The 24,316-nt window shown below is 65.2% G+C and carries 27 protein-coding genes; 13 read left to right on the top strand and 14 right to left on the bottom strand.

Going from position 1 to position 24,316, the window contains the following annotated elements:
• Window positions 1-64: 64 nt before the first annotated feature.
• Window positions 65-901, bottom strand: coding sequence for an MJ0042-type zinc finger domain-containing protein (locus ACZ1JW_RS08155; RefSeq protein WP_465142612.1), 837 nt, complete (start codon window positions 899-901; stop codon window positions 65-67).
• Between the two features lie 147 nt (window positions 902-1,048).
• On the opposite strand from ACZ1JW_RS08155, the gene ftsE reads away from it, so the two are divergent.
• The 5 genes from ftsE to ACZ1JW_RS08130 are packed head-to-tail and all read left to right on the top strand — an operon-like array spanning window position 1,049 to window position 5,262.
• Window positions 1,049-1,798 carry a cell division ATP-binding protein FtsE gene (gene ftsE / locus ACZ1JW_RS08150; RefSeq protein WP_465142611.1) on the top strand — a complete coding sequence of 250 codons (750 nt, stop codon included), beginning with the start codon at window positions 1,049-1,051 and terminating at the stop codon, window positions 1,796-1,798.
• A complete protein-coding gene (locus tag ACZ1JW_RS08145; RefSeq protein ID WP_465142610.1) occupies window positions 1,795-2,730 on the top strand; it encodes a cell division protein FtsX in 936 nt (311 codons plus the stop codon). Before ftsE ends, ACZ1JW_RS08145 begins: the two co-directional genes overlap by 4 nt.
• The gene (locus ACZ1JW_RS08140) at window positions 2,727-3,287 is read left to right on the top strand and encodes a YdcF family protein (protein WP_465124039.1); all 561 of its coding nucleotides are present in this window, start codon (window positions 2,727-2,729) and stop codon (window positions 3,285-3,287) included. The genes ACZ1JW_RS08145 and ACZ1JW_RS08140 overlap by 4 nt, the downstream gene beginning before the upstream one ends.
• Window positions 3,288-3,289: 2 nt before the next feature.
• On the top strand, window positions 3,290-3,982 hold the full coding sequence (locus ACZ1JW_RS08135; protein WP_465124040.1) for a lysophospholipid acyltransferase family protein: 693 nt from the start codon (window positions 3,290-3,292) through the stop codon (window positions 3,980-3,982).
• Window positions 3,979-5,262, top strand: a complete 1,284-nt coding sequence (locus ACZ1JW_RS08130) for an NRAMP family divalent metal transporter (RefSeq protein WP_465142609.1) — start codon at window positions 3,979-3,981, stop codon at window positions 5,260-5,262. The genes ACZ1JW_RS08135 and ACZ1JW_RS08130 overlap by 4 nt, the downstream gene beginning before the upstream one ends.
• Here the strand turns inward: ACZ1JW_RS08130 and ACZ1JW_RS08125 are convergent.
• Both ACZ1JW_RS08125 and ACZ1JW_RS08120 read right to left on the bottom strand, forming a co-directional pair.
• On the bottom strand, window positions 5,245-6,186 hold the full coding sequence (locus tag ACZ1JW_RS08125) for a prephenate/arogenate dehydrogenase family protein (protein WP_465142608.1): 942 nt from the start codon (window positions 6,184-6,186) through the stop codon (window positions 5,245-5,247). The two genes, ACZ1JW_RS08130 and ACZ1JW_RS08125, sit on opposite strands and share 18 nt — an antisense overlap.
• Window positions 6,183-7,298 carry a pyridoxal phosphate-dependent aminotransferase gene (locus ACZ1JW_RS08120; protein ID WP_465142607.1) on the bottom strand — a complete coding sequence of 372 codons (1,116 nt, stop codon included), beginning with the start codon at window positions 7,296-7,298 and terminating at the stop codon, window positions 6,183-6,185. The genes ACZ1JW_RS08125 and ACZ1JW_RS08120 overlap by 4 nt, the downstream gene beginning before the upstream one ends.
• A 426-nt stretch (window positions 7,299-7,724) precedes the next feature.
• Between ACZ1JW_RS08120 and ACZ1JW_RS08115 the strand changes: the two genes are divergently transcribed.
• The 5 genes from ACZ1JW_RS08115 to ACZ1JW_RS08095 all read left to right on the top strand — a co-directional run bounded on the left by ACZ1JW_RS08115 (window position 7,725) and on the right by ACZ1JW_RS08095 (window position 11,449).
• Entirely contained in the window at window positions 7,725-8,003 is a 279-nt protein-coding gene (locus ACZ1JW_RS08115) for a type II toxin-antitoxin system RelE/ParE family toxin (RefSeq protein ID WP_465142606.1), read from the top strand.
• Window positions 8,004-8,007: 4 nt separating this feature from the next.
• On the top strand, window positions 8,008-8,298 hold the full coding sequence (locus ACZ1JW_RS08110; protein WP_082013466.1) for a HigA family addiction module antitoxin: 291 nt from the start codon (window positions 8,008-8,010) through the stop codon (window positions 8,296-8,298).
• A gap of 367 nt (window positions 8,299-8,665) precedes the next feature.
• On the top strand, window positions 8,666-9,457 hold the full coding sequence (locus tag ACZ1JW_RS08105) for an exodeoxyribonuclease III (protein WP_465142605.1): 792 nt from the start codon (window positions 8,666-8,668) through the stop codon (window positions 9,455-9,457).
• Window positions 9,454-10,518, top strand: coding sequence for a GTP cyclohydrolase II (gene ribA / locus ACZ1JW_RS08100; protein WP_465142604.1), 1,065 nt, complete (start codon window positions 9,454-9,456; stop codon window positions 10,516-10,518). The genes ACZ1JW_RS08105 and ribA overlap by 4 nt, the downstream gene beginning before the upstream one ends.
• 52 nt (window positions 10,519-10,570) lie before the next feature.
• Window positions 10,571-11,449, top strand: a complete 879-nt coding sequence (locus ACZ1JW_RS08095) for an AraC family transcriptional regulator (protein WP_465142603.1) — start codon at window positions 10,571-10,573, stop codon at window positions 11,447-11,449.
• Between the two features lie 4 nt (window positions 11,450-11,453).
• Here ACZ1JW_RS08095 and ACZ1JW_RS08090 read toward each other — a convergent pair whose 3' ends face one another.
• The 6 genes from ACZ1JW_RS08090 to ACZ1JW_RS08065 all read right to left on the bottom strand — a co-directional run bounded on the left by ACZ1JW_RS08090 (window position 11,454) and on the right by ACZ1JW_RS08065 (window position 14,741).
• Complete coding sequence (locus tag ACZ1JW_RS08090) at window positions 11,454-11,756, bottom strand: hypothetical protein (RefSeq protein WP_465142602.1); 303 nt, start codon at window positions 11,754-11,756, stop codon at window positions 11,454-11,456.
• A 52-nt stretch (window positions 11,757-11,808) separates the two neighbouring features.
• Complete coding sequence (locus ACZ1JW_RS08085) at window positions 11,809-12,153, bottom strand: hypothetical protein (protein ID WP_465142601.1); 345 nt, start codon at window positions 12,151-12,153, stop codon at window positions 11,809-11,811.
• 61 nt (window positions 12,154-12,214) lie between these two features.
• Window positions 12,215-13,210, bottom strand: a complete 996-nt coding sequence (locus ACZ1JW_RS08080) for a right-handed parallel beta-helix repeat-containing protein (RefSeq protein WP_465142600.1) — start codon at window positions 13,208-13,210, stop codon at window positions 12,215-12,217.
• A gap of 98 nt (window positions 13,211-13,308) precedes the next feature.
• Window positions 13,309-13,611, bottom strand: coding sequence for a hypothetical protein (locus ACZ1JW_RS08075; RefSeq protein ID WP_465124051.1), 303 nt, complete (start codon window positions 13,609-13,611; stop codon window positions 13,309-13,311).
• Window positions 13,604-13,822 carry a type II toxin-antitoxin system antitoxin gene (locus tag ACZ1JW_RS08070; RefSeq protein ID WP_465142599.1) on the bottom strand — a complete coding sequence of 73 codons (219 nt, stop codon included), beginning with the start codon at window positions 13,820-13,822 and terminating at the stop codon, window positions 13,604-13,606. The genes ACZ1JW_RS08075 and ACZ1JW_RS08070 overlap by 8 nt, the downstream gene beginning before the upstream one ends.
• Before the next feature lie 10 nt (window positions 13,823-13,832).
• Window positions 13,833-14,741 (bottom strand): SPFH domain-containing protein, encoded by a 909-nt coding sequence (locus ACZ1JW_RS08065; RefSeq protein ID WP_465124053.1) that lies wholly within the window; start codon window positions 14,739-14,741, stop codon window positions 13,833-13,835.
• Between the two features lie 452 nt (window positions 14,742-15,193).
• Between ACZ1JW_RS08065 and ACZ1JW_RS08060 the strand changes: the two genes are divergently transcribed.
• Both ACZ1JW_RS08060 and ACZ1JW_RS08055 read left to right on the top strand, forming a co-directional pair.
• Window positions 15,194-15,367, top strand: coding sequence for a DUF465 domain-containing protein (locus ACZ1JW_RS08060; RefSeq protein ID WP_465142598.1), 174 nt, complete (start codon window positions 15,194-15,196; stop codon window positions 15,365-15,367).
• Window positions 15,368-15,429: 62 nt separating this feature from the next.
• The gene (locus ACZ1JW_RS08055) at window positions 15,430-16,419 is read left to right on the top strand and encodes a TerC family protein (protein ID WP_465142597.1); all 990 of its coding nucleotides are present in this window, start codon (window positions 15,430-15,432) and stop codon (window positions 16,417-16,419) included.
• A 157-nt stretch (window positions 16,420-16,576) separates the two neighbouring features.
• On the opposite strand, the gene ACZ1JW_RS08050 is transcribed toward ACZ1JW_RS08055, so the two are convergent.
• The 4 genes from ACZ1JW_RS08050 to ACZ1JW_RS08035 all read right to left on the bottom strand — a co-directional run bounded on the left by ACZ1JW_RS08050 (window position 16,577) and on the right by ACZ1JW_RS08035 (window position 20,621).
• Entirely contained in the window at window positions 16,577-16,888 is a 312-nt protein-coding gene (locus tag ACZ1JW_RS08050; protein WP_465142596.1) for a GIY-YIG nuclease family protein, read from the bottom strand.
• A 192-nt stretch (window positions 16,889-17,080) separates the two neighbouring features.
• Window positions 17,081-18,880 carry a DNA helicase RecQ gene (gene recQ / locus ACZ1JW_RS08045; RefSeq protein ID WP_465142595.1) on the bottom strand — a complete coding sequence of 600 codons (1,800 nt, stop codon included), beginning with the start codon at window positions 18,878-18,880 and terminating at the stop codon, window positions 17,081-17,083.
• Between the two features lie 27 nt (window positions 18,881-18,907).
• Entirely contained in the window at window positions 18,908-19,378 is a 471-nt protein-coding gene (locus tag ACZ1JW_RS08040; RefSeq protein ID WP_465142594.1) for a nuclear transport factor 2 family protein, read from the bottom strand.
• Between the two features lie 58 nt (window positions 19,379-19,436).
• Window positions 19,437-20,621 (bottom strand): cation:proton antiporter, encoded by a 1,185-nt coding sequence (locus ACZ1JW_RS08035; protein ID WP_465142748.1) that lies wholly within the window; start codon window positions 20,619-20,621, stop codon window positions 19,437-19,439.
• Window positions 20,622-20,933: 312 nt separating this feature from the next.
• Between ACZ1JW_RS08035 and ACZ1JW_RS08030 the strand changes: the two genes are divergently transcribed.
• Window positions 20,934-21,206 (top strand): hypothetical protein, encoded by a 273-nt coding sequence (locus ACZ1JW_RS08030; protein WP_465124058.1) that lies wholly within the window; start codon window positions 20,934-20,936, stop codon window positions 21,204-21,206.
• A gap of 408 nt (window positions 21,207-21,614) precedes the next feature.
• Here ACZ1JW_RS08030 and metH read toward each other — a convergent pair whose 3' ends face one another.
• Window positions 21,615-24,263: a methionine synthase gene (gene metH / locus ACZ1JW_RS08025; protein ID WP_465142593.1), complete on the bottom strand. Its 2,649-nt coding sequence runs from the start codon at window positions 24,261-24,263 to the stop codon at window positions 21,615-21,617.
• Window positions 24,264-24,316: the final 53 nt, after the last annotated feature.

The raw sequence follows: 24,316 nt of genomic DNA, 5'->3' as shown, positions 1-24,316 counted from the left end.
AGGAGTCTGGCGGGTGCAACAAGCTTCGCGAAGTTTTTCGCAATAGCGCCCGAACCGCTCCCGTTCAGTCGGGCTTCCAGCCGATTATCGCGAACTTGGCAGACTGTGGCACGTCGGTAACCGCCGCATTGATCGTCACGGTTTCACCGGGGGCGAGTTCTTCCTGCGGCGGGGGAACGTCCCAGGTCTTCACCACCTTGTCGTTCGAATCGCGCAACACGATCAGGATTTCAGGCAGCGGGCGGACCTCCTTGCCGGTGTTGGACACCGTGCCGCTCACCCCGAAGTACTTGGTGCCGTTGGGCAACTGCCTGCGGTCCTGCTTTTCCGGCGGGAACGACAGTTCAAGATCGGGGTGGTCGGCACCGAAGGCTTGCCCCGTGCCCGGCAGCCACTGCGGCAGGCCGAAGTAATACGCCGCCCCACCCAGCGCCGCCACGCTCAGCGCGAAGGCCACTGCCGCAATCGTCCACAGCTTGGCCGGATTGCGGCGCGGCCGGAATGGCGGCTGGTGATCGAACGGCGACTGGTCCTCTTCCACCGGAGCCGGAGCGAATGTCCGGCGGGCGGGATGCGGCAAGGGCGGAGGCGTCGGCGGCTCTGCCTCGCTCGCCTGCGATGCTCTACCGAACGGCAGATCAGGCTCGGCCGCTGCGACAGGCTGCGGTGCTGGCGCCGGCGCAGGAGTGGACACCGGCGGGGGTGCAGCAACAACTGCAGCATCGCCCGAAGCCGCAACGGCATCCAGAACCGCCACCGGCTCGGCCCGCTCAGGCAGTTCAGGGCCATTCTGGAACCACGAATGACGGCACCGCGCACACCGCACGGTCCTGCCGTCCACGCCGATTGCGGTGTCGGGCACGACATAGCGCGTCGAGCAGGCGGGGCACGCAATGATCATCCAGCGGGTTAAGCATGGTCGGCCCGCAAGAAACAATAGCCACACCCGAGACAAAACGCGTCCACGGCCTTTTTTCCACATGGATTGCCGCGTATAGCCCTTCAGGCGTAACGACGGCGCAGAACAAACGGGTACAGTCTCCACCTCATGAGCCAGCCAGACGACGCGGAGATTGTCCATTTCGACAACGTCGGCCTGCGCTATGGCACAGGCAAGGAAGTGCTGACCGACGTCAGCTTCACGTTGTATTCCGGGCGTTTCTACTTCCTCACCGGCGCATCGGGCGCAGGCAAGACGAGTATGCTCAAGCTGCTCTACCTCGCCCAGCGCCCCTCGCGCGGGCTGATACGCATGTTCGGCACCGACGCGATCACCCTGCCGCGCGAACGCCTCCCCGGCTTCCGCCGCCGCCTCGGCGTGGTGTTCCAGGACTTCCGCCTCGTCCCGCATCTGTCTGCGTTCGACAATGTCGCGCTGCCCTTGCGCGTCGCTGGTGTGCCGGAACGTGACATCATCAAGCCGGTCACCGACATGCTCGAATGGGTGGGCCTGGGCGATCGCAGCAACGCCCGCCCCGCCACGCTTTCGGGCGGTGAACAGCAGCGCGTCGCCATCGCGCGCGCCGTGATCGGCCGCCCCGACATGCTCGTGGCCGACGAGCCGACCGGCAACGTCGATCCCGAAATGGCGGTCAAGCTGCTGCGCCTTTTCGAGGCGCTGAACCGCCTCGGCACCACCGTGGTCGTCGCCACGCACGATGTCCACCTGATCCAGAAGGTGCCGGAATCGCTGATCATGCGGCTCGACAAGGGCCGCCTTTCGGACCCCACCGGCGCGCTGCGCTATCCGCCGCGCCGCATGGCCGTCCCGCCCCGCCCGGACGCGCTCGGCGCATGAGCGTGCTGCCTGCCATCACCAGCGCCCTTGGCGGCGACTGGCGCGAGCGGACCAGCGCGGAAAGCCGTCTGCTGCCTCAGGGCAAGTTTTCCGGCCCGATGCCGTGGGTCATCGCGATCATGATCGGGCTGACCGTCGTCGCCACCGCCAGCGGCCTTGCCCTGCGCAACACCGCACGCGCCGCCCGTGCCGACGTGGCCGGCGGCGTCACCGTCCAGATCGTCCACGGCGCCCCGCGTGAGCGTGACCGCCAAGCCGCCGCCGCCTTGGCTGCGCTGAAGTCCGCCCCCGGAGTCGCCGAAGCTCGCCTCGTGCCCCAGAAGGAACTCGACGCACTGGTCGAACCATGGCTCGGCACAACCGCCGGTGACGACGTCAACGCGCTCCCCGTTCCCGCCCTGATCGACGTACGCCTTACCGGCAGCGCCGACGCCAACCGGCTCGGCGCCTTGCGCCAAGCGTTGCGTGGCAAGGCTCCCGCCGCCCGGATCGATGCGCAGGCCAGCTGGCTCGCCCCGGTGTTCGAGGCGGTCCACGCGCTGCAATGGCTCGCAGGCGGCCTCATCGCCCTGCTCGCTTTCGCCACCATCGCCACCGTGCTGCTCGCCTCGCGCAATGCACTGGGCAACCATCGCAGCACCATCGAGATCGTCCACATGCTCGGCGGCACCGACGCGCAGATCGCGCGGATCTTCCAGCGCTCGATGGCGGTCGATGCGGCGGCGGGCGGCATCGGCGGGCTGCTGCTCGGCGTCGTCGTCACCAGCCTGCTCGGGCGCCAGTTCGCCGCGCTCGGCTCGGGGATGATGGCCGCAGGGGGCCTCGCGTGGAGCGACTGGCTGGCGATCTGCTGCATCCCGGTCGGCGGCGTCCTGCTTGCTGTGCTGACCGCACGGCTCACTGTGCTTAGCGCGCTGAGGCGGATGCTATGACCAAGCGAGGCATCTTCCGCCGCCTGTTCTCGCTGCTCGTCATCGCATGGGCGCTGGGCTTCATCTGGTTCGCGGTATTCCTGCCCCGCCCGGTGGTGGAACCGGTACGCACCGATGGCGTCGTGGCCCTCACCGGCGGTGGCGGCCGCATCCCCCACGCGCTTGGCGTGATCGAGAAGGGCCGCGCGCGCCGCCTGCTCGTCTCGGGCGTCGATCGCGAAGTCCGCCCGCGTGAATTCGCTGTGGAATACAAGGTGCCCGAACGCCTGATGACCTGTTGTGTCGTGCTCGGCTATGACGCAGTCGATACCCGCAGCAACGCAGTCGAGACCACGCGCTGGGTCAAGGAGAACAAGCTGCGCTCCGTCCGTCTGGTGACGACAGACTGGCACATGCGCCGCGCCGCCTTCGATCTTGCCGCAGAAGCGCCCACCAACCTGATCATCGTCGAGGACGCGGTGCCTTCCCGGCCCAGCTTCCGCATCCTGTTCATCGAATACAACAAGCTCGTCGCCCGGGTGATCGCCTGGAGCGTAGCGGGTCTGATCGGCTGGTAATCTTGCGCAATCTGCTTTCCATTCCCCGCAGCCTTGCCTTCTACATCGCGTTCTATGGCGGGTCGGTGCCCTACGTGCTCGCGGCGCTGGTGTTCATGCACCGGCAGCAGGGTGCATTCCGCGCCATCGTGCGCGGCTGGAGCGCGTGGCACCGCGCCTGCTGCCGTGCCCTGCTCGGCATCCGCGTGGAACTGCAAGACCCGGTGTTCAAGCCCGGCGTGCTCTATGCCGTCCGCCATGAATCCTTTTTCGAGGCGATAGACCTGCCGCGCCTGTTCCGCGTCCCCGTCGTCTTCGCCAAGGCCGAACTGCTGCGCATCCCCGGCTGGGGCAAGGCGGGCGAAAGCTTCGGCCTGATCGGAGTCGAGCGTGAGGCGGGGGCCAAGGCCCTGCGCAAGATGCTCAGCGAAGCCCGCCGCCGCATTGCCGAGAACCGACCGCTGATCATCTTCCCCGAAGGCACGCGCGTGCCCCACGGCCAGCGCCGCGATCTGCAGGCAGGCTTTGCCGGGATCTACAAGCTGCTCGGCCTGCCGGTCATTCCCGTCGCGGTTGACAGCGGCCCGCTCTATCACCGCAAATGGAAGCGCTCGGGCACCATCCGCTATCGCTTCGCCGAGGAAATCCCGCCCGGCCTGCCCCGCGAAGAAATCGAAGCCCGCGTCGAAGCGGCCATAAACGCGCTCAACGCATGACCGATCCGGTCGCGGGCACCCCCGTGCAGGGTGAGGAAGAAAAGCGCTCGCTGATGGAAGTGCTCGGCCCCGGCCTCGTCACCGGCGCGGCGGACGACGATCCCTCCGGCATCGGCACGTACAGCCAGGTCGGCGCGCAATTTGGCTATTCGCTGGCGTGGTCGATGATCCTCGCCCTGCCGCTGCTCGTCTCGATCCAGGCGATCTGCGCCCGCATCGGCGCGACGACCGGGCGCGGCATCGCCCACAACTTGCGCCGCCACTATCACCCCGCACTCCTGCGCACGATGGTCCTGCTGCTGCTGATCGCCAACGTGATCAATCTGGGCGCAGACCTCGGCGCGATGGGCGCGGTGCTCGCCCTGCTGATCCCCGGCCCGGAACACCTGTTCGTCCTCCTGTTCGGCGTGGCAAGTGTGCTCGCCGAAGTCTTCGTCTCCTACGAGCGCTACGCCCGCATCCTCAAGTGGACCACGCTCTCGCTGTTCTCCTACATCGCGGTAGTGCTCGTCGCCGATGTCGATTGGAGCGCCGCGCTGCATGGTCTGACCGTGCCCAGCTTCAAGCTTGACCGCGATCACACCATGGCGCTCGTCGCGATCTTCGGCACCACGATCAGCCCCTACCTGTTCTTCTGGCAGGCGGGGCAGGAAGTGGAAGAGCGCCACCGCCGCCACACCAAGCCGCTGTGCATCACCCCGCGCGAAGCTGGCCCGGAACTGCGCCGCATCCGCAACGACACGCTCACCGGCATGGGCTTCTCCAACGTCACAGCCCTATCTATCGTCATGGCAACGGCAGCCACGCTCCACGCCAATGGCCTGACCGGCGTGCAGTCGGCCGAGCAGGCCGCATCCGCCCTGCGCCCCATCGCCGGAGAGTTCGCCTTCGCCCTTTTCGCGCTCGGCATCATCGGCACTGGACTGCTGGCCGTGCCTGTCCTCGCAGGCTCTGCCGCCTATGCGGTGAGCGAAACATTCCGCTGGACCGAAGGTCTCGACCGCCGCCCGCGCGAAGCCAAGGCCTTCTACGGCGCCATCGCCCTCGCCACGCTCGGCGGAGTCGCGCTCAATTTCATCCACATCGATCCGATGCACGCGCTCTACTGGGCTGCCGTGGTCAACGGGTTGCTTGCGCCGCCGCTGATGGTCGTGACGATGATGATCGCGCGCAACCCGCGCATCATGGGCCGCCTCGTCATCCCCCGCCGCCTCGCCATCGGCGGTTGGCTCTCCACCGTCGTGATGTGGGCCGTCGCGCTGCTATTCCTGTTCGGCTGACTTTGTACCGTTGTGATCGCTGCGTCCGAAGTCGGGCCGCGCATCGTCCTGACCCATCTCGATGATGCCGCGGCGGATCGCGCGGGTGCGGGTGAAGTGGTCGAACAGCACGTCGCCATCGCCCTTGCGGATCGCCTTCTGCAGCTCGGTCAGGTCTTCGGTGAAGCGCTGGAGCATTTCCAGCACCGCGTCCTTGTTGGAAAGGAACACATCGCGCCACATCGTCGGGTCCGAGGCGGCGATGCGGGTGAAGTCACGGAAGCCGCCGGCCGAATACTTGATCACCTCGCTCTGCGTCACCTGCTCGAGGTCCGATGCAGTGCCGACGATGGTATAGGCGATCAGGTGCGGCAGGTGACTGGTGACGGCCAGCACCTTGTCATGGTGGGCCGCATCCATCGTCTCGACCCGCGCGCCCAGCGCTTCCCAGAACGCCACGAGCCGCGCGGTCATCGCCGCGTCGGCATCGGCAGGCGGCGTGACGATGCACCAGCGGTTGCGGAACAGCGAAGCAAAGCCCGCGTCCGGCCCGCTGCGCTCGGTCCCCGCCACGGGGTGTGCGGGAATGATGTGATGCCCCGGCAGCGCCTCGGCCAGCGCCGCCGCCACCGTCTCCTTGGACGACCCGACATCGCTGACCAGCGCGTCCTTGGAAAGCCCCGGTGCAATCGCACGCGCCGCCGCGCCCATCGCCCCCACCGGCACGCAGAACACGACAAGGTCCGAACCTTCAGCCGCCAGCGCCGCCTCATCGGCAATCCGGTGCGCCAGTCCCAGCGCCCGCGCCTGCTCGCGCACATCGGGGTCGGCATCATAACCGACCACGGTCACCCCCGGCAGATAAGCCTGCACCGCATGCCCGATCGACCCGCCGAGCAGCCCGAGCCCGACGATCGTGACCTGCGTGAACGCAGCCTCGCTCACTTCGCGGCCTCACACATCGCGCGGATGGCAGCGGCGATCTCGTCCATCTGCTCAGCCGTGCCGATGGTAATGCGCAAGCCCTGCGGCAGGCCCTGCCCTGGCAGCCAGCGCGTGATGTAGCCGTGGTCCATCAGGCCAAGGTACACATCTTCCGCGGTGACCTTGCCCTCGAACAGGATCAGCACGAAGTTGGCCTTGCTCGGCAAGGGCCGCACGCCATGGTTGCCCAGCGCTTCCAGCTTCTCGACGAACCGCGCGCGCTGTTCGGTGTTGTGGCGGCGCGATGCTTCGACGAAGGCCTGGTCCTGCACTGCCGCCAGCCCCGTCGCCTGCCCGCTCAGCGAAACGTTGAACGGCCCGCGAATGCGGTTGAGCATGTCGACAATCGCCGGGTGCCCCGTGCCCCAGCCGATCCGCTCACCGGCAAGACCGTAGATCTTCGAGAAGGTCCGCGTCACCAGCACGTTCTGCGCAGTCGCCGCCAGTTCCAGCGCGCCGTCGTCATCCTCGGGATCGAGGTATTCGGCATAAGCACCATCCAGCACCAGCAGCACGTCAGGCCTCAGCCCCGCATGCAGGCGCAGCACTTCCTCGCGCGGCAGCCAGCTTCCGGTCGGGTTGTTCGGATTGGCGAGAAACACCACCCGTGTCCGCTCGGTCACGCAGGCCAGCAACGCGTCGACATCGGTGCCGTAATCAGCATCTGGCGCCACCACCGGCACCGCCCCGCACCGCCGCGCAGCGATGTCATAGACCGAGAACCCGTAGCGCACGTAGAGCACCTCGTCCACCGGCCCGGCATAGGCCTGCGCCGCAAGGTTGAGCAGCTCGTCAGAGCCCGTCCCCATCACGATCCGCGCCGGATCGATGCCGTGGACCGCGCCAATCCCTGCACGCAATTCCTTGCTGTCAGGGTCCGGATAGACCGCCGGATGCCCCGCAGCCCCGCGTGCCGCCAGAGCCGCCGCGCTGCAGCCCAGCGGGTTCTCGTTGGCGGAGAGCTTGGTCAGCTTCTGCCCGTCCTTGCCGGTCGACTTGCCGGGGACATAGGCGTGAATGCCGAGGATCCAGTCCTTTGGCCGAGGAGCAGGGGATTGCGGTGCGTTTGGCATCCGCGCCCCTTAGTGTTTGCGCAGGCTCCCGGCAAGCGATGGCGCCACCCTCGCCTTACCCCCACGCCCGCGCATCAAGAGAGCAAATGCCCCCCAGCTCCGGGACGGCAACCTGCTGGCAAGCAAATCTGCCCATCGTCCCCAGCACTCACCTCGCCTGCGAACCGTTCGTCTCTTGCGACAAGCCGCGACAAACCTGCATGCACCGTTCATCGGGGGGCAAGCGAACCGGTCCTAAAACGGTCGTCGACGAGGCGGTCGAGGCGGGTTTCCCCCCTGTTGCCCGGTCTCCTGGAGACCTCCTCGCCAAGCGTGACGAACGCGAATGGAACCCTCGGACCAATGCCCCCGGTCCGAGGGTTTTGTTTTGTTCGCTTTGGAGGCATCCGGCCTTGTATCGCGCAACGATACACGATACATAACGCCATGATTATCGGATTCCGGCACAAAGGGCTTGAAGCCTTTTACAACACCGGCACGACGCGGGGCATTCAGGCTTCCCACGTGAAGAAGATCCGCAACATTCTCGGCCTGCTTGAGGTTGCCGCAACGCCGGAGGATATGAATTTGCCGTCCTTCAAGCTGCACCCGCTGAAGGGCGATCTGAAAGGTCACTGGTCGGTCTGGGTTAATGGCAACTGGCGGATCACCTTCCGCTTTGTCGGGACCGACGCCGAACTCCTCGATTATCAGGATTACCATTGAGGTCATGACGATGATGCACAACCCTCCCCATCCCGGCGAACTGCTTCGTGATGAAGTCATCGAAGCGCTGAATCTTTCCGTCACCGAAGCCGCCAGCCGCCTTGCGATGTCGCGCGTGGCGCTCTCGCGCGTACTCAATGGCAAGGCCGGGATCAGCCCTGATCTTGCCCTGCGGCTGGAGCAGGCAGGCGCGAGCACGGCGCGCGCGTGGCTGGCGATGCAGGCGAACTATGACTTGTGGCGGGCGCGACAGCATGAACAACCTATTGTGCGCCGGTTGCAGGAAGCTGCATGACGTTGCAATAACGCAAAGATCGCGTCAAAGTTCACGTATGATTTTTCGCAGACCAATAGTTCCTTCTCGAATACCAGAGCTGGCACTGTTTGGTGTTGCTGCGTCGGGCGTTCTCTTCGTCGCCGCATTTTCTGTTTGGGCAGCATCAAGGGAGTTAGTCGCTTGGCACGAGGTTCCAGCTCTGACAGTTTTGATGGGGCTGGGATCATTGCCCATGGTGGCTATGGGGCTGTGGCTTAGGCGCCAGCGATTGAAAAAGACGGCTGAACTGCAAGATTATGAGTGCATTCTCGCAGCCGCACATGATCCGCGCTAGCCCCAACATCCCATCTAGCAATCGCCCCCCCGCAACCCTAAAGCCAAGCGCATGATCTCGGTTGCCACATGGAACATCAATTCGGTCCGCTTGCGCGCCGATCAGGTCGAACGCTTTCTCACGCAGGAGGCGCCCGATGTGTTGTGCCTGCAGGAGATCAAGACGCCGGAAAACCTGTTCCCGCACGAGGTGTTCGAGAAGCTCGGCTACACCCACCGCGCGGTGCATGGGCAGAAGGGCTACCACGGCGTCGCCACCGTCAGCCGCATTCCGTTTCGCGATTTCAGCAAGCATGACTGGCAGGACAATGGCGAAGCGCGGCACATCGGCGTCGAACTGCTCGGCCCCGGCAATGGCCTGATCATAGAGAACGTCTATATCCCCGCAGGCGGTGACGTGGCCGACCGCGAGGTGAACCCCAAGTTCGGCCAGAAGCTCGATTTCCTCGAGCGCATGACCCGCTGGGCCGAAAAGATCGAGCGCCCGACCTTGATTACCGGCGATTTCAACATCGCCCCGCTGGAATGCGACGTTTACGACCACAAGGCGCTGCTCAAGGTCGTCAGCCACACGCCCATCGAGGTCGAGACGCTGCAGCGCTTTGCCGATGCGCATGGCTGGGTCGATCTTGGCCGCAAGCACATCCCCGCGCCGGAACGCAACTATTCGTGGTGGTCCTACCGCTCCTACTGGCGCGCCAAGGATCAGGGGCGCCGGCTCGACCATATGTGGGCCTCGCCCGAAGCTGCCGCGCAGACGCGCGCGCACCGCTTCGTCGAGGAAACGCGCAAGTGGGAGCAGCCTTCGGACCACATCCCGCTGATCACCGAGCTGGATCTGTGAGCGAAAGCCGGAATGTAGCAAAAGCGCTCGATGCGCTGCGCCACGGCTGGGCGATCCGCGTGACCGGCGAGCAGGGCGCGCTAGACCTGCTGCCCGCCGAAACCGCCTTTGCCCAGCCCGGCATCTACGCCGCGCGGCTGCTCATTTCTGCCGCCCGCGCCGCCACACTGAAACTTGCCAATCAGCGCGACGCCGCCGTTCCGGAAGCGCCGGTGTTGATCCACGGGGCAGAGCCGTTCAACCTTTCGGCGGCCCGCAATCTGGCCGACCCGGCGCAGGATCTGGGCTCGCCCTTGCGTGGGCCGTTCAAGGCCGACCCCATTGAAGCGCACGATGCGGCCGTCGCTGCAATGGAACTGGCGCGGCTTGCCGGAATCCTGCCCGCCTTCCTGATCTCGACCGGTATCGAGAATGCCGCCGAGGTTTCGACCGAAGATCTCGCGGCGTTCAAGGATCCGCTCAACCTCACCATCCAGGCCCGCGCCCGCCTCCCCGTCCACGCCTGCGAACACGCTGAAATCGTAGCCTTCCGCTCGCGCGATGACTTGCGCGAGCATGTTGCGCTGATCATCGGCACGCAGACCAGCGAGCGCGAACCGGTGGTGCGGCTGCACAGCGAATGCCTGACCGGAGACATCCTCGGCAGCCTCAAATGCGATTGCGGCCCGCAGCTCGATGCAGCGCTGGCCCGCATGGCCGAGGAAGCCAATGCGGGCGGCTGGGGCGTGCTGCTCTACCTGCGGCAGGAAGGGCGCGGCATCGGCTTGATCAACAAGCTGCGCGCCTATGAACTGCAGGACCAGGGATTCGACACGGTCGACGCCAACGAGCGCCTCGGCCTGCCGAGCGAAGCGCGTGACTTCCCGGTTGCCGCACGGATGCTTGACCTGCTGGGCGTCCGCTCGCTTCGCCTGCTGACCAACAATCCGCAGAAAGTGGCGACATTGCAGGCACTTGGGGTGGAGGTGACGGAGCGCGTGGCGCACCAGCTCCCCGCCAACCCCCACAACCAGCGCTATCTCGACACCAAGCGGGACCGGACCGGCCACCTGTTGCGATAAGCGCATTCCCGGTCGGGCAATGCCGCGAACCATGGGGCAATGACCAGGCACCATGAGCAACCAGCACCTGACCCGTTACCTCGCCCGGATGCGCCGCGTTCTCGATCATATCGACGCTGAGGGGCAGGAGCCGCTTGGCATAGAAGCTCTGGCGGCCGTCGCCGCGTTTTCGCCGTTCCATTTCCAGCGCCAGTTCTCCTCGCTGCTGGGCATGAGCGTCGGTGAATACCAGCGGCAGGCGCGGTTGCGGCGAGCCGCGATGCGGCTTGCACATCGTCCGCAGGACAGCGTGACCGCGATCGCGCTCGATGCTGGCTACGGCAGCAACGAGGCATTTGCCCGAGCCTTCCGCAGCCTCCTCGGCCAATCCCCAAGTGCCTTCAGGGCCAGACCTGACTGGCAGGCGCTGGACGTGCTCGTGGACCGTCTCAACCGTCTCAGGAGTCGACACATGCCCGAACAGTTTCAGCCTTCCGACGTGGAAATCGTGGACTTCCCGCAAACCCGGTTACTCACCCTCGAACACCGTGGAGTGCCTGCCCTGCTCGGCGCTACGATCCAGCGCTTCATCGCCTTTCGCCGCGCGCATCACCTGCACCCTGACAGCTCTGCCACGTTCAACCTGTTCCCGGTCGATCCCGTCACCACGCCCGCCGAGGGGTTCCACATGTTGCTTGGTGTAGCCACGCCGCGGCAGATCGAGGCAGAGGGCTTCGGAAGCTGGACGATACCTGCGATGCGTGCCGCGCGGATCGTCCAGACGGGAAGCCCGGATAACCTCGGTCCGGGGTTCGATTTCCTTTACGGCCAATGGCTTCCGGCGAGCGGTGAGGAAATGCGCGACCATCCACCGTTCGTGCGGCGCGTCAGCTTCTACCCTGATGTGCCGCTCCATGAAGCGGTGACGGAACTCTACCTGCCGCTCGCCTGATCCGTCAGACCGCGCGCCAGACGATCAGCAGCACCGCCGCAGCCACTATCACTGCAAAAGCAAGGGCATAGCCCATGTCCTTGAGCGTGAACCTGTCGACGTGTTCCGAGCGAAAACGGCGGTAGCCGCGCTCGGCGGCGGGGTTGCTGGCGGCGAGAGCGACGTCGAGTGCGCTGGCTTCCGAGCGGAACCAGTTTACCAGAAGCTGGCGCTCTTCGGGGTTGACATCCGGGTAGGCGGAGAGGAGCGCCTCGACGTGGGCGCGGCGGGCGTCGACTGCCGAGGCAATCGTGGAAGTGTTTGACATTGCTGCATTCCTGACATGCGTTTGGACTGCGCCAGATGGCGCGGACGGCAGGTCAGGAAATCGGGGGTGCTCTTGGGGCTGGCTGCCACAGGAGCGGCGGTTGCGCAGGGGGCGCGGTTTGCGGGGGCCAGATGTGGTCCGCCCCGGCGAGTTCGAGCGGTGCGGGTTCGGCCAGTACGATGACCGGTGGCGGCGGTGCCATCGGCACGACAGCACGTTGAATTTGCACGCGATTCGCAGGGGCAACGGCCATCTCCGCCGTCGCCGCGCTGAACGCAGAGCCGTGCCGCACGGTCACCGGGGACTCGAACGGGGCAACTGCGTGGGTCAGGACAGTCAGGGCGAGAAGGATTGCCCACAGCCGTCCACCCAGCTTCAGGAGGGCCGAACTCTGCATCTCCAACTCACCCTAGACTCTCGGAGGCAGAGGGGCAACTCTACCCCAACTCGGCACAACTCTAGCGGGACTCGAAGCGGCTGAGACCCGACCCGAGAGCGTTCGCGCCGAGCGCCAGCTTGTCGCCCGACCAATCCGCGACGAAGGCCGACGAGCGGCTGATCCCCGGCGCAAACCGCGCGTCGTTTCCAACAATCGCCAGCCCCGTCGAAGGATGCGTCTTGCCCTCTGCCGCGATGGCGATGAAGGCGCTGTAGTTTTCCTTGTCGGGGCCTTGGACGAAGACGTTGTCGGCAATGCGGCCGGTGGCTCCGGCGGGCAGGTCGATCATGTAGTTCGTTGTTTTTCCAGCCGCATCGTCAAAGCTGGACTGGGTAACTTCGACGCGTCCGGCGCGGCTCTTCACATAGTGCCCGCCGCGCCCGGCCTCGAAGCGGCTGCGGCGGATGGTGACGCTGCCATAATCGCCGAAATAGACCGAATGGGCGCAGGACAGGCCTCGATCACACCGGCCGAGGCGCGAAAAGGTCGACTTTTCAATGAGGACTGCGCCGGTGGGATCATCGGCTGAAAGGATGCCCTGCTCGCTATCGCGGAACCAGGACTGGCGCACGGTGAGGTTGCCATGCTCCAGCCGGATGCCCGAACCATTGGCATCGGGCACGCGAATGTTCTGGAAAATCAATCCCTCGACCGTGGTGGAGCGCCCCCGTGCGACGATGGCGGCCTTGCCCTCGCAGGCCGCGCCGTCGAACACCGTCTGCCCGGGCACTTGCGCGACGAATCCGACATCGCCGGCCTGCTGCACTGCGCAATCGCGATAGACGCCGGGTTCGATGCGGATGGTGCCGGTACCTTCACCGATGGCGTTCACCGCCTGCTGCAGCGCCTGATAGCTGCGCCCGGTCTCGACCACCGTGTAGGGCGAGCGTTGGCCCTGGGCGAGCAGCGCGGTGACGGGAATCGTGGCAACCACCGCGATCCCGAGGAGGAGGACGGCAAGGCGCTGGCCACGGTGGCGGCGCTCTCTGGAGGCGAACGGGTTCATCATGCGCATATCGGTTCCCCGGCGTTTTCACGGACCGGGGTAGCGCGGAATGATTGACAGGCCCTTGCGTTCCCATTGGAACGTGGGGCCTGTCCCAAGTTACAGGCTCAGTCCTTGCTGCCCCAGCGCCACTTCCAGCCGCCGCGCGTGCGCTTGGCCGAGACCGAGAAGACGACGGCAGTGGCGACGATGAACAGGGCGAAGCCGAGCGTGCGCAGGCGCCCGTCGCCGCTGTCGTCGAGCCACTTGATCAGCGGCAGCAGCGCGACATAGCCGATTATCAGCGCCCAGCCCTGCCAGCGGATCGGCAGGCCGGAACCCAGGCCGAATCGCTTCGGCGCAAACCATGCGCCGTCGTCTGCAGGTGTCTCGGGCTTTGGCGGCCGGGTAGTGTAGCGGGCATCAACCATCGCTGTTCTCCGTTTCGATCTTCGGCGGCCGTCCGCGCTTCACGGGCTCTGCGGCGGCGAACTTTACGCCACGCCGTGCCAGGGCCTCGCGCAGCAGGACTTCGATCTGGGCGTTGGCGGAGCGCAAGTCGGCCGAGGCCGTGCGCTCGATCGCGGCGAAGAGCGCCGGATCGATGCGCAGGGGGAAAGCTTTCTTGGGGCTCGGCGCCATGACGTGGGGCTTACTGGTAGAGCGTGCCGGCGTTGACCACCGGCTGGGCATCACGCTCACCACACAGGACGACCATGAGGTTGGAGACCATGGCGGCGCGGCGCTCGTCATCCAGTTCGACCACGTTCTTTTCCGAAAGCTGGTTCAGTGCCATCTCGACCATTGAAACCGCGCCTTCGACCAGCTTCTTGCGCGCCGAAATGACAGCTTCGGCCTGCTGGCGGCGCAGCATGGCACCGGCGATTTCAGGCGCGTAAGCAAGGTGGGTAAGGCCGCATTCGTCGACGGTGATGCCGGCGAGGACCAGCCGTGCGTTGAGTTCGGTGCGCAGTTCGTCGTTGATCTGATCGTGATGGCTGCGCAGCGTGACTTCGTGGTGCTCGATATCGTCATAAGGGTAGCGCGAGCCGATCGAGCGCACCGCGCTTTCGATCTGGACGAAGACGAAGGCCTTGTAGTCATCGACGTCGAACAGGGCCTGCGCGGTATCGGCCACGCGCCAGACCACGTTGCAGGCGATCTCGATCGGATTGCCGCGCAGGTCGTTGACCTTGAGCTTTTCCGACACGACGTTGTTGGCGCGAACCGAGATCTTGGTCTTGGTCATCCACGGCCAGACCCAGCGCAGCCCGTGGTTGCGATCGGTGCCGCGATAGGAGCCGAACAGGTTGATCGCGGCGGCCTGATTGGGCTGGATCATGTAGAAGCCCGAGGCGATGAACACGATGGCAATCGGCAGCGCGGCGATGGTGGCAATGAAGCCGGGCACTTCGGCCTCTGACGGGTTGCCGCTGGCAAAGCCGATAACGCGCATGGCGGTGAGGCCGACAAGCACGATCATGAGAATAAGCATGAAATAGCCGCTGATCGACCATGCCCCGGTTTCGGTGCTGGCGGAGTGCGTTTTCGACTCGGACATCGTCCATTCCCCTTAAATCTGATATCACTTTAATATCAGATGTGGTTGCCGCTGCAAGCGGTTTTGGAGTGCGAGCGGAAGTGCTGTTCCGCTTGCCCACCCCCGTCCCCTCCCGCCTGCGGGAGGGGGGAAGAAGTGACAGGTGCATCCCCCTCCCGCAGGCGGGAGGGGGCTTCTGTTTTCCCCCTCCCGCAAGCGGGAAGGGCTGGGGGAGGGCTGGTTTACACAACACTCTTGCATTCCGGACCGAATCGCTCCACATTATTGGAGCGGACCGGGCCCCTCTGGCGCGGCGTTCTGGCCAATAATGGCAGTTCGCTTCGTGATGTCGGACCGCATCGGGTAATGCCGATGCTTGCGGGTCCGGGTCTTCTCCCCCCTCCTTCCGGACTCAGGCCCACAGGCGTCGGCATTCCCGATCGTTGCAACTGCTTCGACAAGGGAGCTTTGAAATGTCCGATCGTTATTTCCGCCTGATGGAACGCCACCAGAAGCTGGACGAGGCGCTGCGCATTGCTCGCGATCCGCTCGATGTGCTGCGGCTGCGCAGCCTCAAGAGTGCCGTGAAGGCGCGGCTTGCCGCGCTGTTCCTGCGCCGTCCCGAAGCCCGTCTGGCAACAGTCTGAAATAGAGGAACGCCCGCCGCGCCTTACGCATTTTGGGCGCGGCGGGGACTGGAGTTTGATCAATGGAATTCCTCTTTGCAGACTGGCTGGGCACGCCCGCGTGGTTCTGGCTGGCCTTCCTTGGCCTCGTCGTGGTGCTGACCGCGTTTGACCTTGGCGTCCTCCACAAGGAGGACAAGGCCATGGGCATCCGCGAATCGCTGAAGCTGACCGCCTTTTACATCACCATCGCGCTGCTGTTCGGCGTCTGGGTCTGGGCCGAGAAGGGCGCGGATCTGGGGACGAAGTACTACACCGGGTTTTTCATCGAAAAGGCGCTGTCGATCGACAACGTCTTCGTGATCAGCCTGATCTTCACCTTCTTCGCGATTCCCGCCAAGTACCAGTACCGTGCCCTGCTCTGGGGCATCGTCGCGGTGATTTTCCTGCGTGGCGGGATGATCGCAGGCGGCGCGGCGCTGGTCGAACGGGCCTACTGGGTGCTCTACATCTTCGCCGCGTTCCTCGTGTTCACCGGCGTGAAGATGTTCTTCACGAGCGACCACGATCCCGACATTGGCAACAACCCCGCCGTGCGCTGGATCAGCCGCCACATGCGCGTGACAAAGGAACTGCACGACCAGCACTTCTTCGTGAAGGTGCCGGACGAGAAGACCGGCAAGATGGTCAACGCCGCGACGCCGCTGTTTCTTGCGCTGGTGGTCATCAACCTCGCCGACCTCGTCTTCGCGGTGGATTCGGTGCCGGCGATCTTTGCGATCACGACCGATACCTTCGTGGTCTATACCTCGAACATCATGGCGATCCTGGGCCTTCGCGCGCTCTACTTTGCGCTCGCAGCGATGATCGACCGCTTCGCCTACCTCAAGTATGCGCTGGCCGCGGTGCTGGTGTTCATCGGCTCGAAGATCTTCGTTTCCGACTTCCTGCTGGGCGGCGACAAGTTCCCGCCGGTGCTGAGCCTTGGCGTGACCTTGGCGCTGATCGCGGGCGGGGTGGCGTTCTCGCTTTGGAAGACGCGGGGGGAGGCGGTAACGGGGCCGGTGGGATGATGTTGGTGGGTCTGGGGTGGTTTTGTGCCGCTCTGGATCCCCCCCTGCGCGGGGATGACGAAAGTGGGGGTATGGGATGACGAAGGTAGGGCGCGCGCTCCTTTAAATTCGTCATTCCCGCGCAGGCGGGAATCCAGCGACAGACATCATCCGAAGGTCAATCAAGTGGCGGAAAGCTGAAGTCCTCGGCGAGATCAAGCCAGCGTGGATTGCTCTCCTCGATCAGGCGTAGCTTCCACGCCCGCTCCCACTTCTTGAGGCGTTTCTCTCGGGTGATGGCGTGCTCCATCGTGGCATGCTGCTCGAACCAGACGAGGCGTTTGACGCCGTGGTCTTTGGTGAAGCCTTCGAACGTGCCATCGCGATGCTGATAGATGCGGGTGAGGAGGTTTGACGTGACGCCGACATACAGGGTGCCGTTGCGTTTTGAGGCGAGGATGTAGGTTGTTGGCGAGAAATCGCGCTGCATCTCAACGCGGCTACTGCATTCCTGCAGACGCTGGAATGGCGAGTGGTTCCAGTTTGGAACCACCTCCCTCCTTTCGTCACTCCCGCGAAGGCGGGAGGCAAGTCGGGCGTGGCGATTGATTGCTCTGGATCCCCGCCTGCGCGGGGATGACGAAAGTGGGGGGCGGGGATGACGAAGTTTAGCGACGGGTGCCTACCACTGCCGGATAACCTCCAGAAACCGGTCCCCGTAAGCATCGAGTTTGCGGGTGCCGACGCCGCCGATCTGGCCGAGTTCGGTGAGGCTGGCGGGGCGCGAGGCGGCCATTTCGCGCAGGACGGAATCGTGGAAGATGACGTAGGGCGGGACGCCAGCCTCGCGTGCGAGATCGCGGCGCAGGGTGCGCAGGGCGTCGAACAGCGGATCGCCGACGGGGTTGAGCGCGCCCCCTGCCCCGCCCTTGCGGCGGGTGGAGCGGCCTTCCTTTTTCGGCACCAGGACGAGCGGGACTTCCGCTTCGCCCTTGAGAATGGCGCGGGCATCGCCGCCAAGGGCCAGGCCGCCGTGTTCGGTCGCGACCAGCGCCCCCCTTGCCTGCAAAGCGCGGGCGAGCGGACGCAAAAGCGGGGCTTCGTCTGCGGTGACGATGCCGAAGACCGAGAGTTGATCGTGGCCGCGCTGGGTCACGCGCTCGTCAGCGACGCCGGTCAGCACTTTCTCGACATAGCCGAAGCCGAAGGACTGGCCGGTTCGATAGACCGCCGAGAGCAGCTTGCGCGCGACTTCTGTGGCATTGGTGACGCGCGGGGCTTCGAGGCAGTTATCGCAATTGCCGCAGGACGGCGGCGGGTTTTCGCCGAAGTGGCGCAGCAGCAGGGCGCGGCGGCAGTGCGGGGTTTCGACCAGAGAGGCCAGCGCATCGATGCGGGTGCGCTCGCCCGCGCGGCGATGTTCCTCGACTTCGGCAAGGCGCTGGCGGGCGCGCATGAAGTCTTCGGCGCCCCAGAGCATGACCGCGACCGAAGGATCGCCGTCGCGCCCGGCGCGGCCGGTTTCCTGATAGTAGCTCTCGATCGATTTGGGGCAGGCGGCATGGGCGACGAAGCGGACGTCGGGCTTGTCGATGCCCATGCCGAACGCGACGGTGGCGACCATGACCATGTCTTCCGAGGCGACGAAGGCCGACTGGTTGGCGGCGCGCACCTGTGGATCGAGCCCGGCGTGATAGGGCAGGACCGGGCGGCCGCTCGCGCCCAGTTGCTGGCTGAGCTTTTCCACCTGCGCGCGAGTGGGGGCATAGACGATGCCGGGGCCGGGGTTTTCCGCGATCACGGTCATCAACTGGCGCAGAGGATTGTCGCGCGGGACGATGGCGTAGCGGATGTTTGGCCGGTCGAACCCCGCAACGATCAGGCCTTCTTCCGGGATGCCGAGCTGGGCGAGGATGTCGGCGCGAGTGTGGCGGTCTGCCGTGGCGGTGAGCGCGAGGCGGGGGACGTCCGGAAAGGCGTCCATCAGCGGGCGCAGCAGGCGGTAGTCGGGGCGGAAATCGTGGCCCCACTCGGAGACGCAATGCGCTTCGTCGATGGCGAACATGGCGACCCGGCCCTGGCTCAACATTTCGAGGAAATGCGGCTGGCTGGCGCGTTCGGGGGCGACGTAGAGCAGATCGAGGTCGCCCGAGAGGAAACGGTCGATGGTCTGGCCGCGATCCATGTCGGCGCTGGTCAGCGTGGCGGCGCGGATGCCGTTGGCGGTGGCGCTGCGCAGCTGGTCGTGCATCAGCGCGATCAGCGGCGAGACGACGACGCAGGTGCCCGGCAGCATGACGGCGGGCAACTGATAGGTCAGCGACTTGCCCGCGCCGGTGGGCATGACCGCTAGGGTGGAGCGGCCTTCGAGAACGCGCGCCACCACGTCCTGCTGCACGCCGCGAAAGGCGTTGAAGCCGAACACGGCGTGGAGACGGTCGAGGATCTCGGATTCCGGGAATGCGGTCTGGGTAAGGCTCACCGGCCCGCTATGGCAGATCGGGCGCGGTCATTCCACGCCGGATGCGCCGACAATGACATGAAGCCGGCTGATGCGGCTGGTGACGATCTTCCAGCCGTCGGCCTCCTTGCGGTAGGTTTCGTGGTAGTGGCCCATGCCGTGGAGGAAGGGCTTGCCTTCGGCGTCCCAGATCTGGTCCTCCATCGCGATCACGCCGCGCGCTTCGGTTTCCGTGAGCAGTTCGATTTCGTGGCAGTGGCCGTGGTGGACGGTGCGCAAGGCGTCGACGGCGGCTTCGACGAAGGCGGCGATCTGGTCGCCGCCCGAATGGGTCCAGTTCTCCGCGTCCTCGGCCGGTTCGATGGAGAGCGAGCAGGAGGCATCAAACACGGCATCGTCGGCAAAGACCTGGCGCAGGCCGGCGTAGTCCTTGGTGTCCATGCAGCGGAAGTAACGGGCTTTGAGCTGCTTGATCTCCTCGATGGCGATCAGGCGGGCGATGGGGTCGATTGCAGACATGCAGGGCCTCTCAGGTGTTTTGCTGCAGGAGAGGCGAGTTCGACTGCCCGCGCCACTCTTACTTGTGCGAGAGCGCCTTCAGCTTGGGCGTTACCATCGGCACGGTCAGCATCGTGCTCATCACCGCCATGAGCAGAAGTGCGGTGAAGGTTTCGTTGGTGACGATGCCTTTGTCGAGCAGGACGTTGACAAAGATGATCATGATCAGCGCCTTGGTCTGAAGCATCCAGCCGATGATCGAAGCCTCGCCCCTGGCCCAGCCGAGCAGGCGCCCGGCAATGCGCACGCCTGCAAGCTTGCCCGCCACCGAGGCGACGAGGAACAGGAAGGCTGCGCCGAATACGGCGAGACCGCCGACGTCCCACTTGGTGCGCAGGCCCGTCGAGAGGAAGAACACGGGCATGACGGCGAGCAGGAGGAACTGGCGGAAGCCGTCCAGCCGCTCGCGCGTGAACCAGTGCGCATCGAGCACGGCTCCGGCAAGGAATGCACCCACCATGAAATGCAGGCCGCACCAGTCCGCCGCGAAGCCGACCATGGCGAGCCAGATCAGCGAGACGTACCAACGGTCATTCTCGGACAGGCGGCGGAACAGGGCGCGGACGGCCCACGAAGCGACGGCGAAGCCGATGAGGAAAATGCCCTGCCGCTCCACCCGGTGCCAGTCGACGAGGATCAGCGCGAGGACGCCCCAAATGGCGATGTCATCCAGGCTAGCGTAGCGCAGCAGGCGCTGGCCAAGGGGTTCACGGAATATGCCAAGCTTTTCCATCAACAGCACGAGGATCGGCAGCGCAGTGACGGCGCAAGCCATGCCGATGCCGAGAACCGCCTGCGGGTAGGAGCCATTCGGTCCGATCCAGCCCGGCGTGCGCAGAAGCAGGGCAGCGGCGAGCGCGCCGGTCAGCAGCGGGGTGAGCAAGGCTCCGGCCGCGGTGATCGCCGTTTCGCGACGGTTCGCCCAGGCGTCGGTGATGTCGAGTTCAAGACCCGCCACGAACACGAACATCATCACCGCCCACCACGCGATGCCGTTCAATGAGCCGATGACCTGCGGGTTGAACACGAAGGCGTAGTATTCGGGGAAGGCCGCGCCGAGCACGCCGGGGCCGAGCAGGATGCCGCCGATGATCTGCACCACCACCAGCGGGGCCCAGTAATCGGTGCGGAGCAGCCGCCATGCCAGATAGGGCACGGCGAGGATGATCGTCAGCGCGATCAGGAAAATCTCGGTCGTGCCCATGGCGGGCGCTGCTGGCGTCATTGGAATATCCCCCGAAGTGCCGTCGTCTATGCAAGTGTGCGACGGCTTGCCCAATCGATCCGAAAGGCCATATCCCTGTTCAGGGAGACGGCCAATGCCCTTTGGCCGTTGCAAGGCCTTGTTGCAGATGGGGAATTCGAATTCATGGTCCGCCTGCGCGGAAAGAGTGGGTTACCGCTTAACCATCACGCGGCTCAGGCAAGATGCGCGGCGCGCGGTTAAGCGCGGATTCGGACGCGGCTGACAGCTTTTCCTGATGGCGGGAGGGTCCGCCGGGACAGGAGATCTGCGATGGGCTTCGAGATGCGCGACAGCTTCGTCCGCCGCGAGGAATGCAAGGCGGCGTGGGTAAGCGAAGTGGAATTCGCCGAGATGGCGCGGGTGCTCAAGGCCCTGGCGGCGGAGCTCGGGCAGGATACCGATGTGGCATTGGGCGAACTGGCCGCGCATGGACTGGGCGCAGCGCTGGGCGCGCTGGCCGGGCCGGCCGAGGTTTCGGGCGTGGAGGCCGATTACCTCAGGCGGCGGGCGCAGTCGCGGGTGGAGGCGAGCAGGCTGCAGTGACACCACGTCACCCAGGCGAAGGCCGGGCCCATTACCTCTGATCGGCTGCCGACCTCGTGCATGTGAACCGGCGGTAGTGCTGCGCTGGGTGGTTATGGGTCCCGGCCTTCGCCGGGACGACGGAGTTTGGATGATGAAACATGGCGTGCCCCCTTCCCGCAGGCGGACGGGGTGATGCAGGGAGGTCGATTTGTTCAGGTTGCGGGTGATGTCGCGGGCGGAGGCGAGCAGACTGCAGTGACGCCAAGTCGCCATACAACGTCACCCCGGCGCAGGCCGGGGTCCATTACCTCTGATCGGCTGCCAACGTCGCGCTAGTGAACAGGCGGTTGTGCTGGACTGAGTGGTTATGGGTCCCGGCCTTCGCCGGGATGACGGATGATTGGTGGGGGGCTTGGTAGTGTGTCCTCAATCCAGATTGGGCCGCAGCCAGCGTTCCATGACCGGCAGCTCGAAGCCGCGCCTTGTCGCATAGTCTTCGAGCTGGTCACGTCCGATCGTCGCCACGCCGAAGTACTGGCTTTCGGGGTGGGCGAAGTAGAAGCCCGAGACTGCCGATGTGGGCAGCATGGCCTGCGATTCGGTGAGCGTGATGCCGGCGGTGTTGGTGGCATCGAGAAGGTCGAACAGGATCGGCTTGAGCGTATGGTCCGGGCAGGCCGGATAGCCGGGTGCGGGGCGGATGCCGCGGTACTGTTCGCGGATCAGCGCCTCGTTGGTCAGCTGTTCGCCCGGAGCATAGGCCCAGAGCGTGGTGCGGACGTACTGGTGCAGGCGCTCGGCAAAGGCTTCGGCGAAGCGATCTGCCAGAGCCTTTAGCAGGATGTCAGAATAGTCGTCGTTGTCCGCCTGGAAGCGCGCGAGGTGCTGGTCGATTCCGTGGATGCCGACAGCGAAGCCGCCGATCCAGTCGCCCGCCGGATCGATGAAGTCGGCAAGGCAGAAGTTGGCGCGACCCCGGCTCTTGATGAACTGCTGCCGCAGGAACGGCAGGCGCACCGACAGCTCGTCATCGTTCGGGTGCAGGATCACGTCATCGCCATGACGCGCACAGGGCCAGAACTGGGCGACGCCCTTGGCCGTCAGCCACTTCTCCGAAATGATCTTGTCCAGCATCGCGCGGGCATCGGCGTAGAGACTGCGCGCGGATTCACCGATGATCTCGTCTTCGAGAATGCCGGGCCATGTCCCTGCCAGCTCCCATGAACGGAAGAACGGCGTCCAGTCGAAGCACTCGACCAGATCGGCCAGATCCCAGTCCTCGAACACGTGGCGTCCGGGCTGCTCGGGTGGCGGGGCCTTTTCCGACATGTCCGGCTCGTAGGCATTGAGGCGCGCATCCTCGAGGCTGAGCAGCTTGGACGCGCCCTTGCCCGCACGAGCGTCGCGCACATGCTGGTAGTCTGCTGCCGTCGCCTTGATGAACGGATCGGCCTGTGTGTCGGACAGGAGTTGCGAGGCAACGCCGACCGCGCGGCTGGCGTCGAGCACGTGGACGACCGGTCCGTCGTAGGCCGGATCGATGCGCAGCGCGGTGTGGACCTTGCTGGTGGTGGCGCCGCCGATCAGCAGCGGAATGCTCATGCCTGCGCGCTGCATTTCCTCGGCAACGGTGACCATCTCGTCCAGCGAGGGCGTGATCAGGCCGGACAGGCCGATCATGTCGACCTGTTCTTTCTGCGCCACGTCGAGGATCGTAGCCCAGGGAACCATCACACCAAGGTCGAGCACCTCATAGCCGTTGCACTGCAGGACCACGCCGACGATGTTCTTGCCGATATCGTGAACGTCGCCCTTGACCGTGGCCATGATGATCCGGCCCTTGGCCTTGGCGCCTTCTTCCTTTTCCGCCTCGATATAGGGGATCAGGTGGGCGACGGCCTTCTTCATCACGCGGGCGGACTTGACCACCTGCGGCAGGAACATCTTGCCCGAGCCGAACAGGTCGCCGACCGTGTTCATGCCTTCCATCAGCGGGCCTTCGATCACCTCGATCGGACGGCCCCCGCGCGCGGCAATGGCGGCGCGGGCTTCTTCGGTATCCTCGACGACATAGGCGTCGATGCCCTTGACCAGCGCGTGTTCGAGACGGCGCACAACGTCCCAGCCGCGCCATTCCTCGGCGGCTTTTTCGGCGACGGTATCCTTGCCCTTGTAGCTCTCGGCCAGCTCGATCAGGCGCTCGGTCGCGGTCTTGCCGTCATCGGCGGCAGGCTTGCGGTTGAGCACCACGTCCTCACAGGCCTCGCGAAGGACGGGGTCGATCTGGTCGTAGATGTCCAGCTGCCCAGCGTTGACGATGGCCATGTCCATGCCGGCGGGAATAGCGTGGTAGAGGAACACCGAGTGCATCGCACGGCGCACGATCTCGTTGCCGCGGAAGGAGAACGAGAGGTTGGACAACCCGCCCGAGATGTGGACGTGCGGGCAGCGCGCCCGGATCTCGCGCGTGGCCTCGATGAAATCGAGCCCGTAGTTGTCATGCTCCTCGATGCCGGTGGCGACGGCAAAGACGTTGGGGTCGAAGATGATGTCTTCGGGCGGGAAGCCGATGCCGGTGAGCAGCTTGTAGGCGCGCTCGCAGATTTCGACCTTGCGCTCCTTGGTGTCGGCCTGGCCCTTCTCGTCAAAGGCCATGACGACGATGGCGGCGCCGTAGTCCATGCATTTGCGGGCATGGGTCAGGAAGGCGTCCTCGCCCTCCTTCATGCTGATCGAGTTGACGATCGGCTTTCCCGAGACGCACTTGAGGCCCGCTTCGATGACCTCCCACTTCGAGCTGTCGATCATCACCGGCACGCGGGCGATATCGGGCTCGGCGGCGATCAGCTTGAGGAACGTGGTCATCGCCTCGACCGCGTCGAGCAGGCCCTCGTCCATGTTGACGTCGATCACCTGCGCGCCGTTCTCGACCTGCTGGCGCGCGACTTCGACGGCCTTGGCGTAGTCGCCCGCAAGGATCAGCTTCTTGAACGCGGCAGAGCCAGTGACATTCGTGCGCTCGCCGACGTTGACGAAGCGGGAGCCGGAGGGGGCAGAGGCAGTCGAGGTGTTCATTTTCTACTCCCCCCTCCCGCCGCGAGAATCTTGGGCCGGGAGGGGTCGGGGGT

It is taken from the genome of Novosphingobium sp. BL-A-28-Hi1-0D, assembly GCF_055521755.1.
The sequence above is the reverse complement of the archived record's forward strand: the minus strand, read 5'-3'. Positions and strand labels throughout refer to the sequence as shown.

Excerpts from the sequence above, each read along its gene's own strand:
- metH (WP_465142593.1), bottom strand. The coding sequence starts at position 24,263 with ATGAACACCTCGACTGCCTCTGCCCCCTCCGGCTCCCGCTTCGTCAAC.
- ACZ1JW_RS08065 (WP_465124053.1), bottom strand. The coding sequence starts at position 14,741 with ATGTCCGAGTCGAAAACGCACTCCGCCAGCACCGAAACCGGGGCATGG.
- ACZ1JW_RS08040 (WP_465142594.1), bottom strand. The coding sequence starts at position 19,378 with ATGTCTGCAATCGACCCCATCGCCCGCCTGATCGCCATCGAGGAGATC.
- ACZ1JW_RS08155 (WP_465142612.1), bottom strand. The coding sequence starts at position 901 with ATGATCATTGCGTGCCCCGCCTGCTCGACGCGCTATGTCGTGCCCGAC.
- ACZ1JW_RS08110 (WP_082013466.1), top strand. The coding sequence starts at position 8,008 with ATGACGATGATGCACAACCCTCCCCATCCCGGCGAACTGCTTCGTGAT.
- ACZ1JW_RS08075 (WP_465124051.1), bottom strand. The coding sequence starts at position 13,611 with ATGGTTGATGCCCGCTACACTACCCGGCCGCCAAAGCCCGAGACACCT.
- ACZ1JW_RS08140 (WP_465124039.1), top strand. The coding sequence starts at position 2,727 with ATGACCAAGCGAGGCATCTTCCGCCGCCTGTTCTCGCTGCTCGTCATC.
- ftsE (WP_465142611.1), top strand. The coding sequence starts at position 1,049 with ATGAGCCAGCCAGACGACGCGGAGATTGTCCATTTCGACAACGTCGGC.
- ACZ1JW_RS08095 (WP_465142603.1), top strand. The coding sequence starts at position 10,571 with ATGAGCAACCAGCACCTGACCCGTTACCTCGCCCGGATGCGCCGCGTT.
- ACZ1JW_RS08070 (WP_465142599.1), bottom strand. The coding sequence starts at position 13,822 with ATGGCGCCGAGCCCCAAGAAAGCTTTCCCCCTGCGCATCGATCCGGCG.
- ACZ1JW_RS08130 (WP_465142609.1), top strand. The coding sequence starts at position 3,979 with ATGACCGATCCGGTCGCGGGCACCCCCGTGCAGGGTGAGGAAGAAAAG.
- ACZ1JW_RS08055 (WP_465142597.1), top strand. The coding sequence starts at position 15,430 with ATGGAATTCCTCTTTGCAGACTGGCTGGGCACGCCCGCGTGGTTCTGG.
- ACZ1JW_RS08105 (WP_465142605.1), top strand. The coding sequence starts at position 8,666 with ATGATCTCGGTTGCCACATGGAACATCAATTCGGTCCGCTTGCGCGCC.
- ACZ1JW_RS08030 (WP_465124058.1), top strand. The coding sequence starts at position 20,934 with ATGGGCTTCGAGATGCGCGACAGCTTCGTCCGCCGCGAGGAATGCAAG.
- ACZ1JW_RS08080 (WP_465142600.1), bottom strand. The coding sequence starts at position 13,210 with ATGCGCATGATGAACCCGTTCGCCTCCAGAGAGCGCCGCCACCGTGGC.
- ACZ1JW_RS08115 (WP_465142606.1), top strand. The coding sequence starts at position 7,725 with ATGATTATCGGATTCCGGCACAAAGGGCTTGAAGCCTTTTACAACACC.
- ACZ1JW_RS08145 (WP_465142610.1), top strand. The coding sequence starts at position 1,795 with ATGAGCGTGCTGCCTGCCATCACCAGCGCCCTTGGCGGCGACTGGCGC.
- ACZ1JW_RS08035 (WP_465142748.1), bottom strand. The coding sequence starts at position 20,621 with ATGGGCACGACCGAGATTTTCCTGATCGCGCTGACGATCATCCTCGCC.
- ACZ1JW_RS08050 (WP_465142596.1), bottom strand. The coding sequence starts at position 16,888 with ATGCAGCGCGATTTCTCGCCAACAACCTACATCCTCGCCTCAAAACGC.
- ACZ1JW_RS08120 (WP_465142607.1), bottom strand. The coding sequence starts at position 7,298 with ATGCCAAACGCACCGCAATCCCCTGCTCCTCGGCCAAAGGACTGGATC.
- ACZ1JW_RS08090 (WP_465142602.1), bottom strand. The coding sequence starts at position 11,756 with ATGTCAAACACTTCCACGATTGCCTCGGCAGTCGACGCCCGCCGCGCC.
- ACZ1JW_RS08085 (WP_465142601.1), bottom strand. The coding sequence starts at position 12,153 with ATGCAGAGTTCGGCCCTCCTGAAGCTGGGTGGACGGCTGTGGGCAATC.
- ACZ1JW_RS08060 (WP_465142598.1), top strand. The coding sequence starts at position 15,194 with ATGTCCGATCGTTATTTCCGCCTGATGGAACGCCACCAGAAGCTGGAC.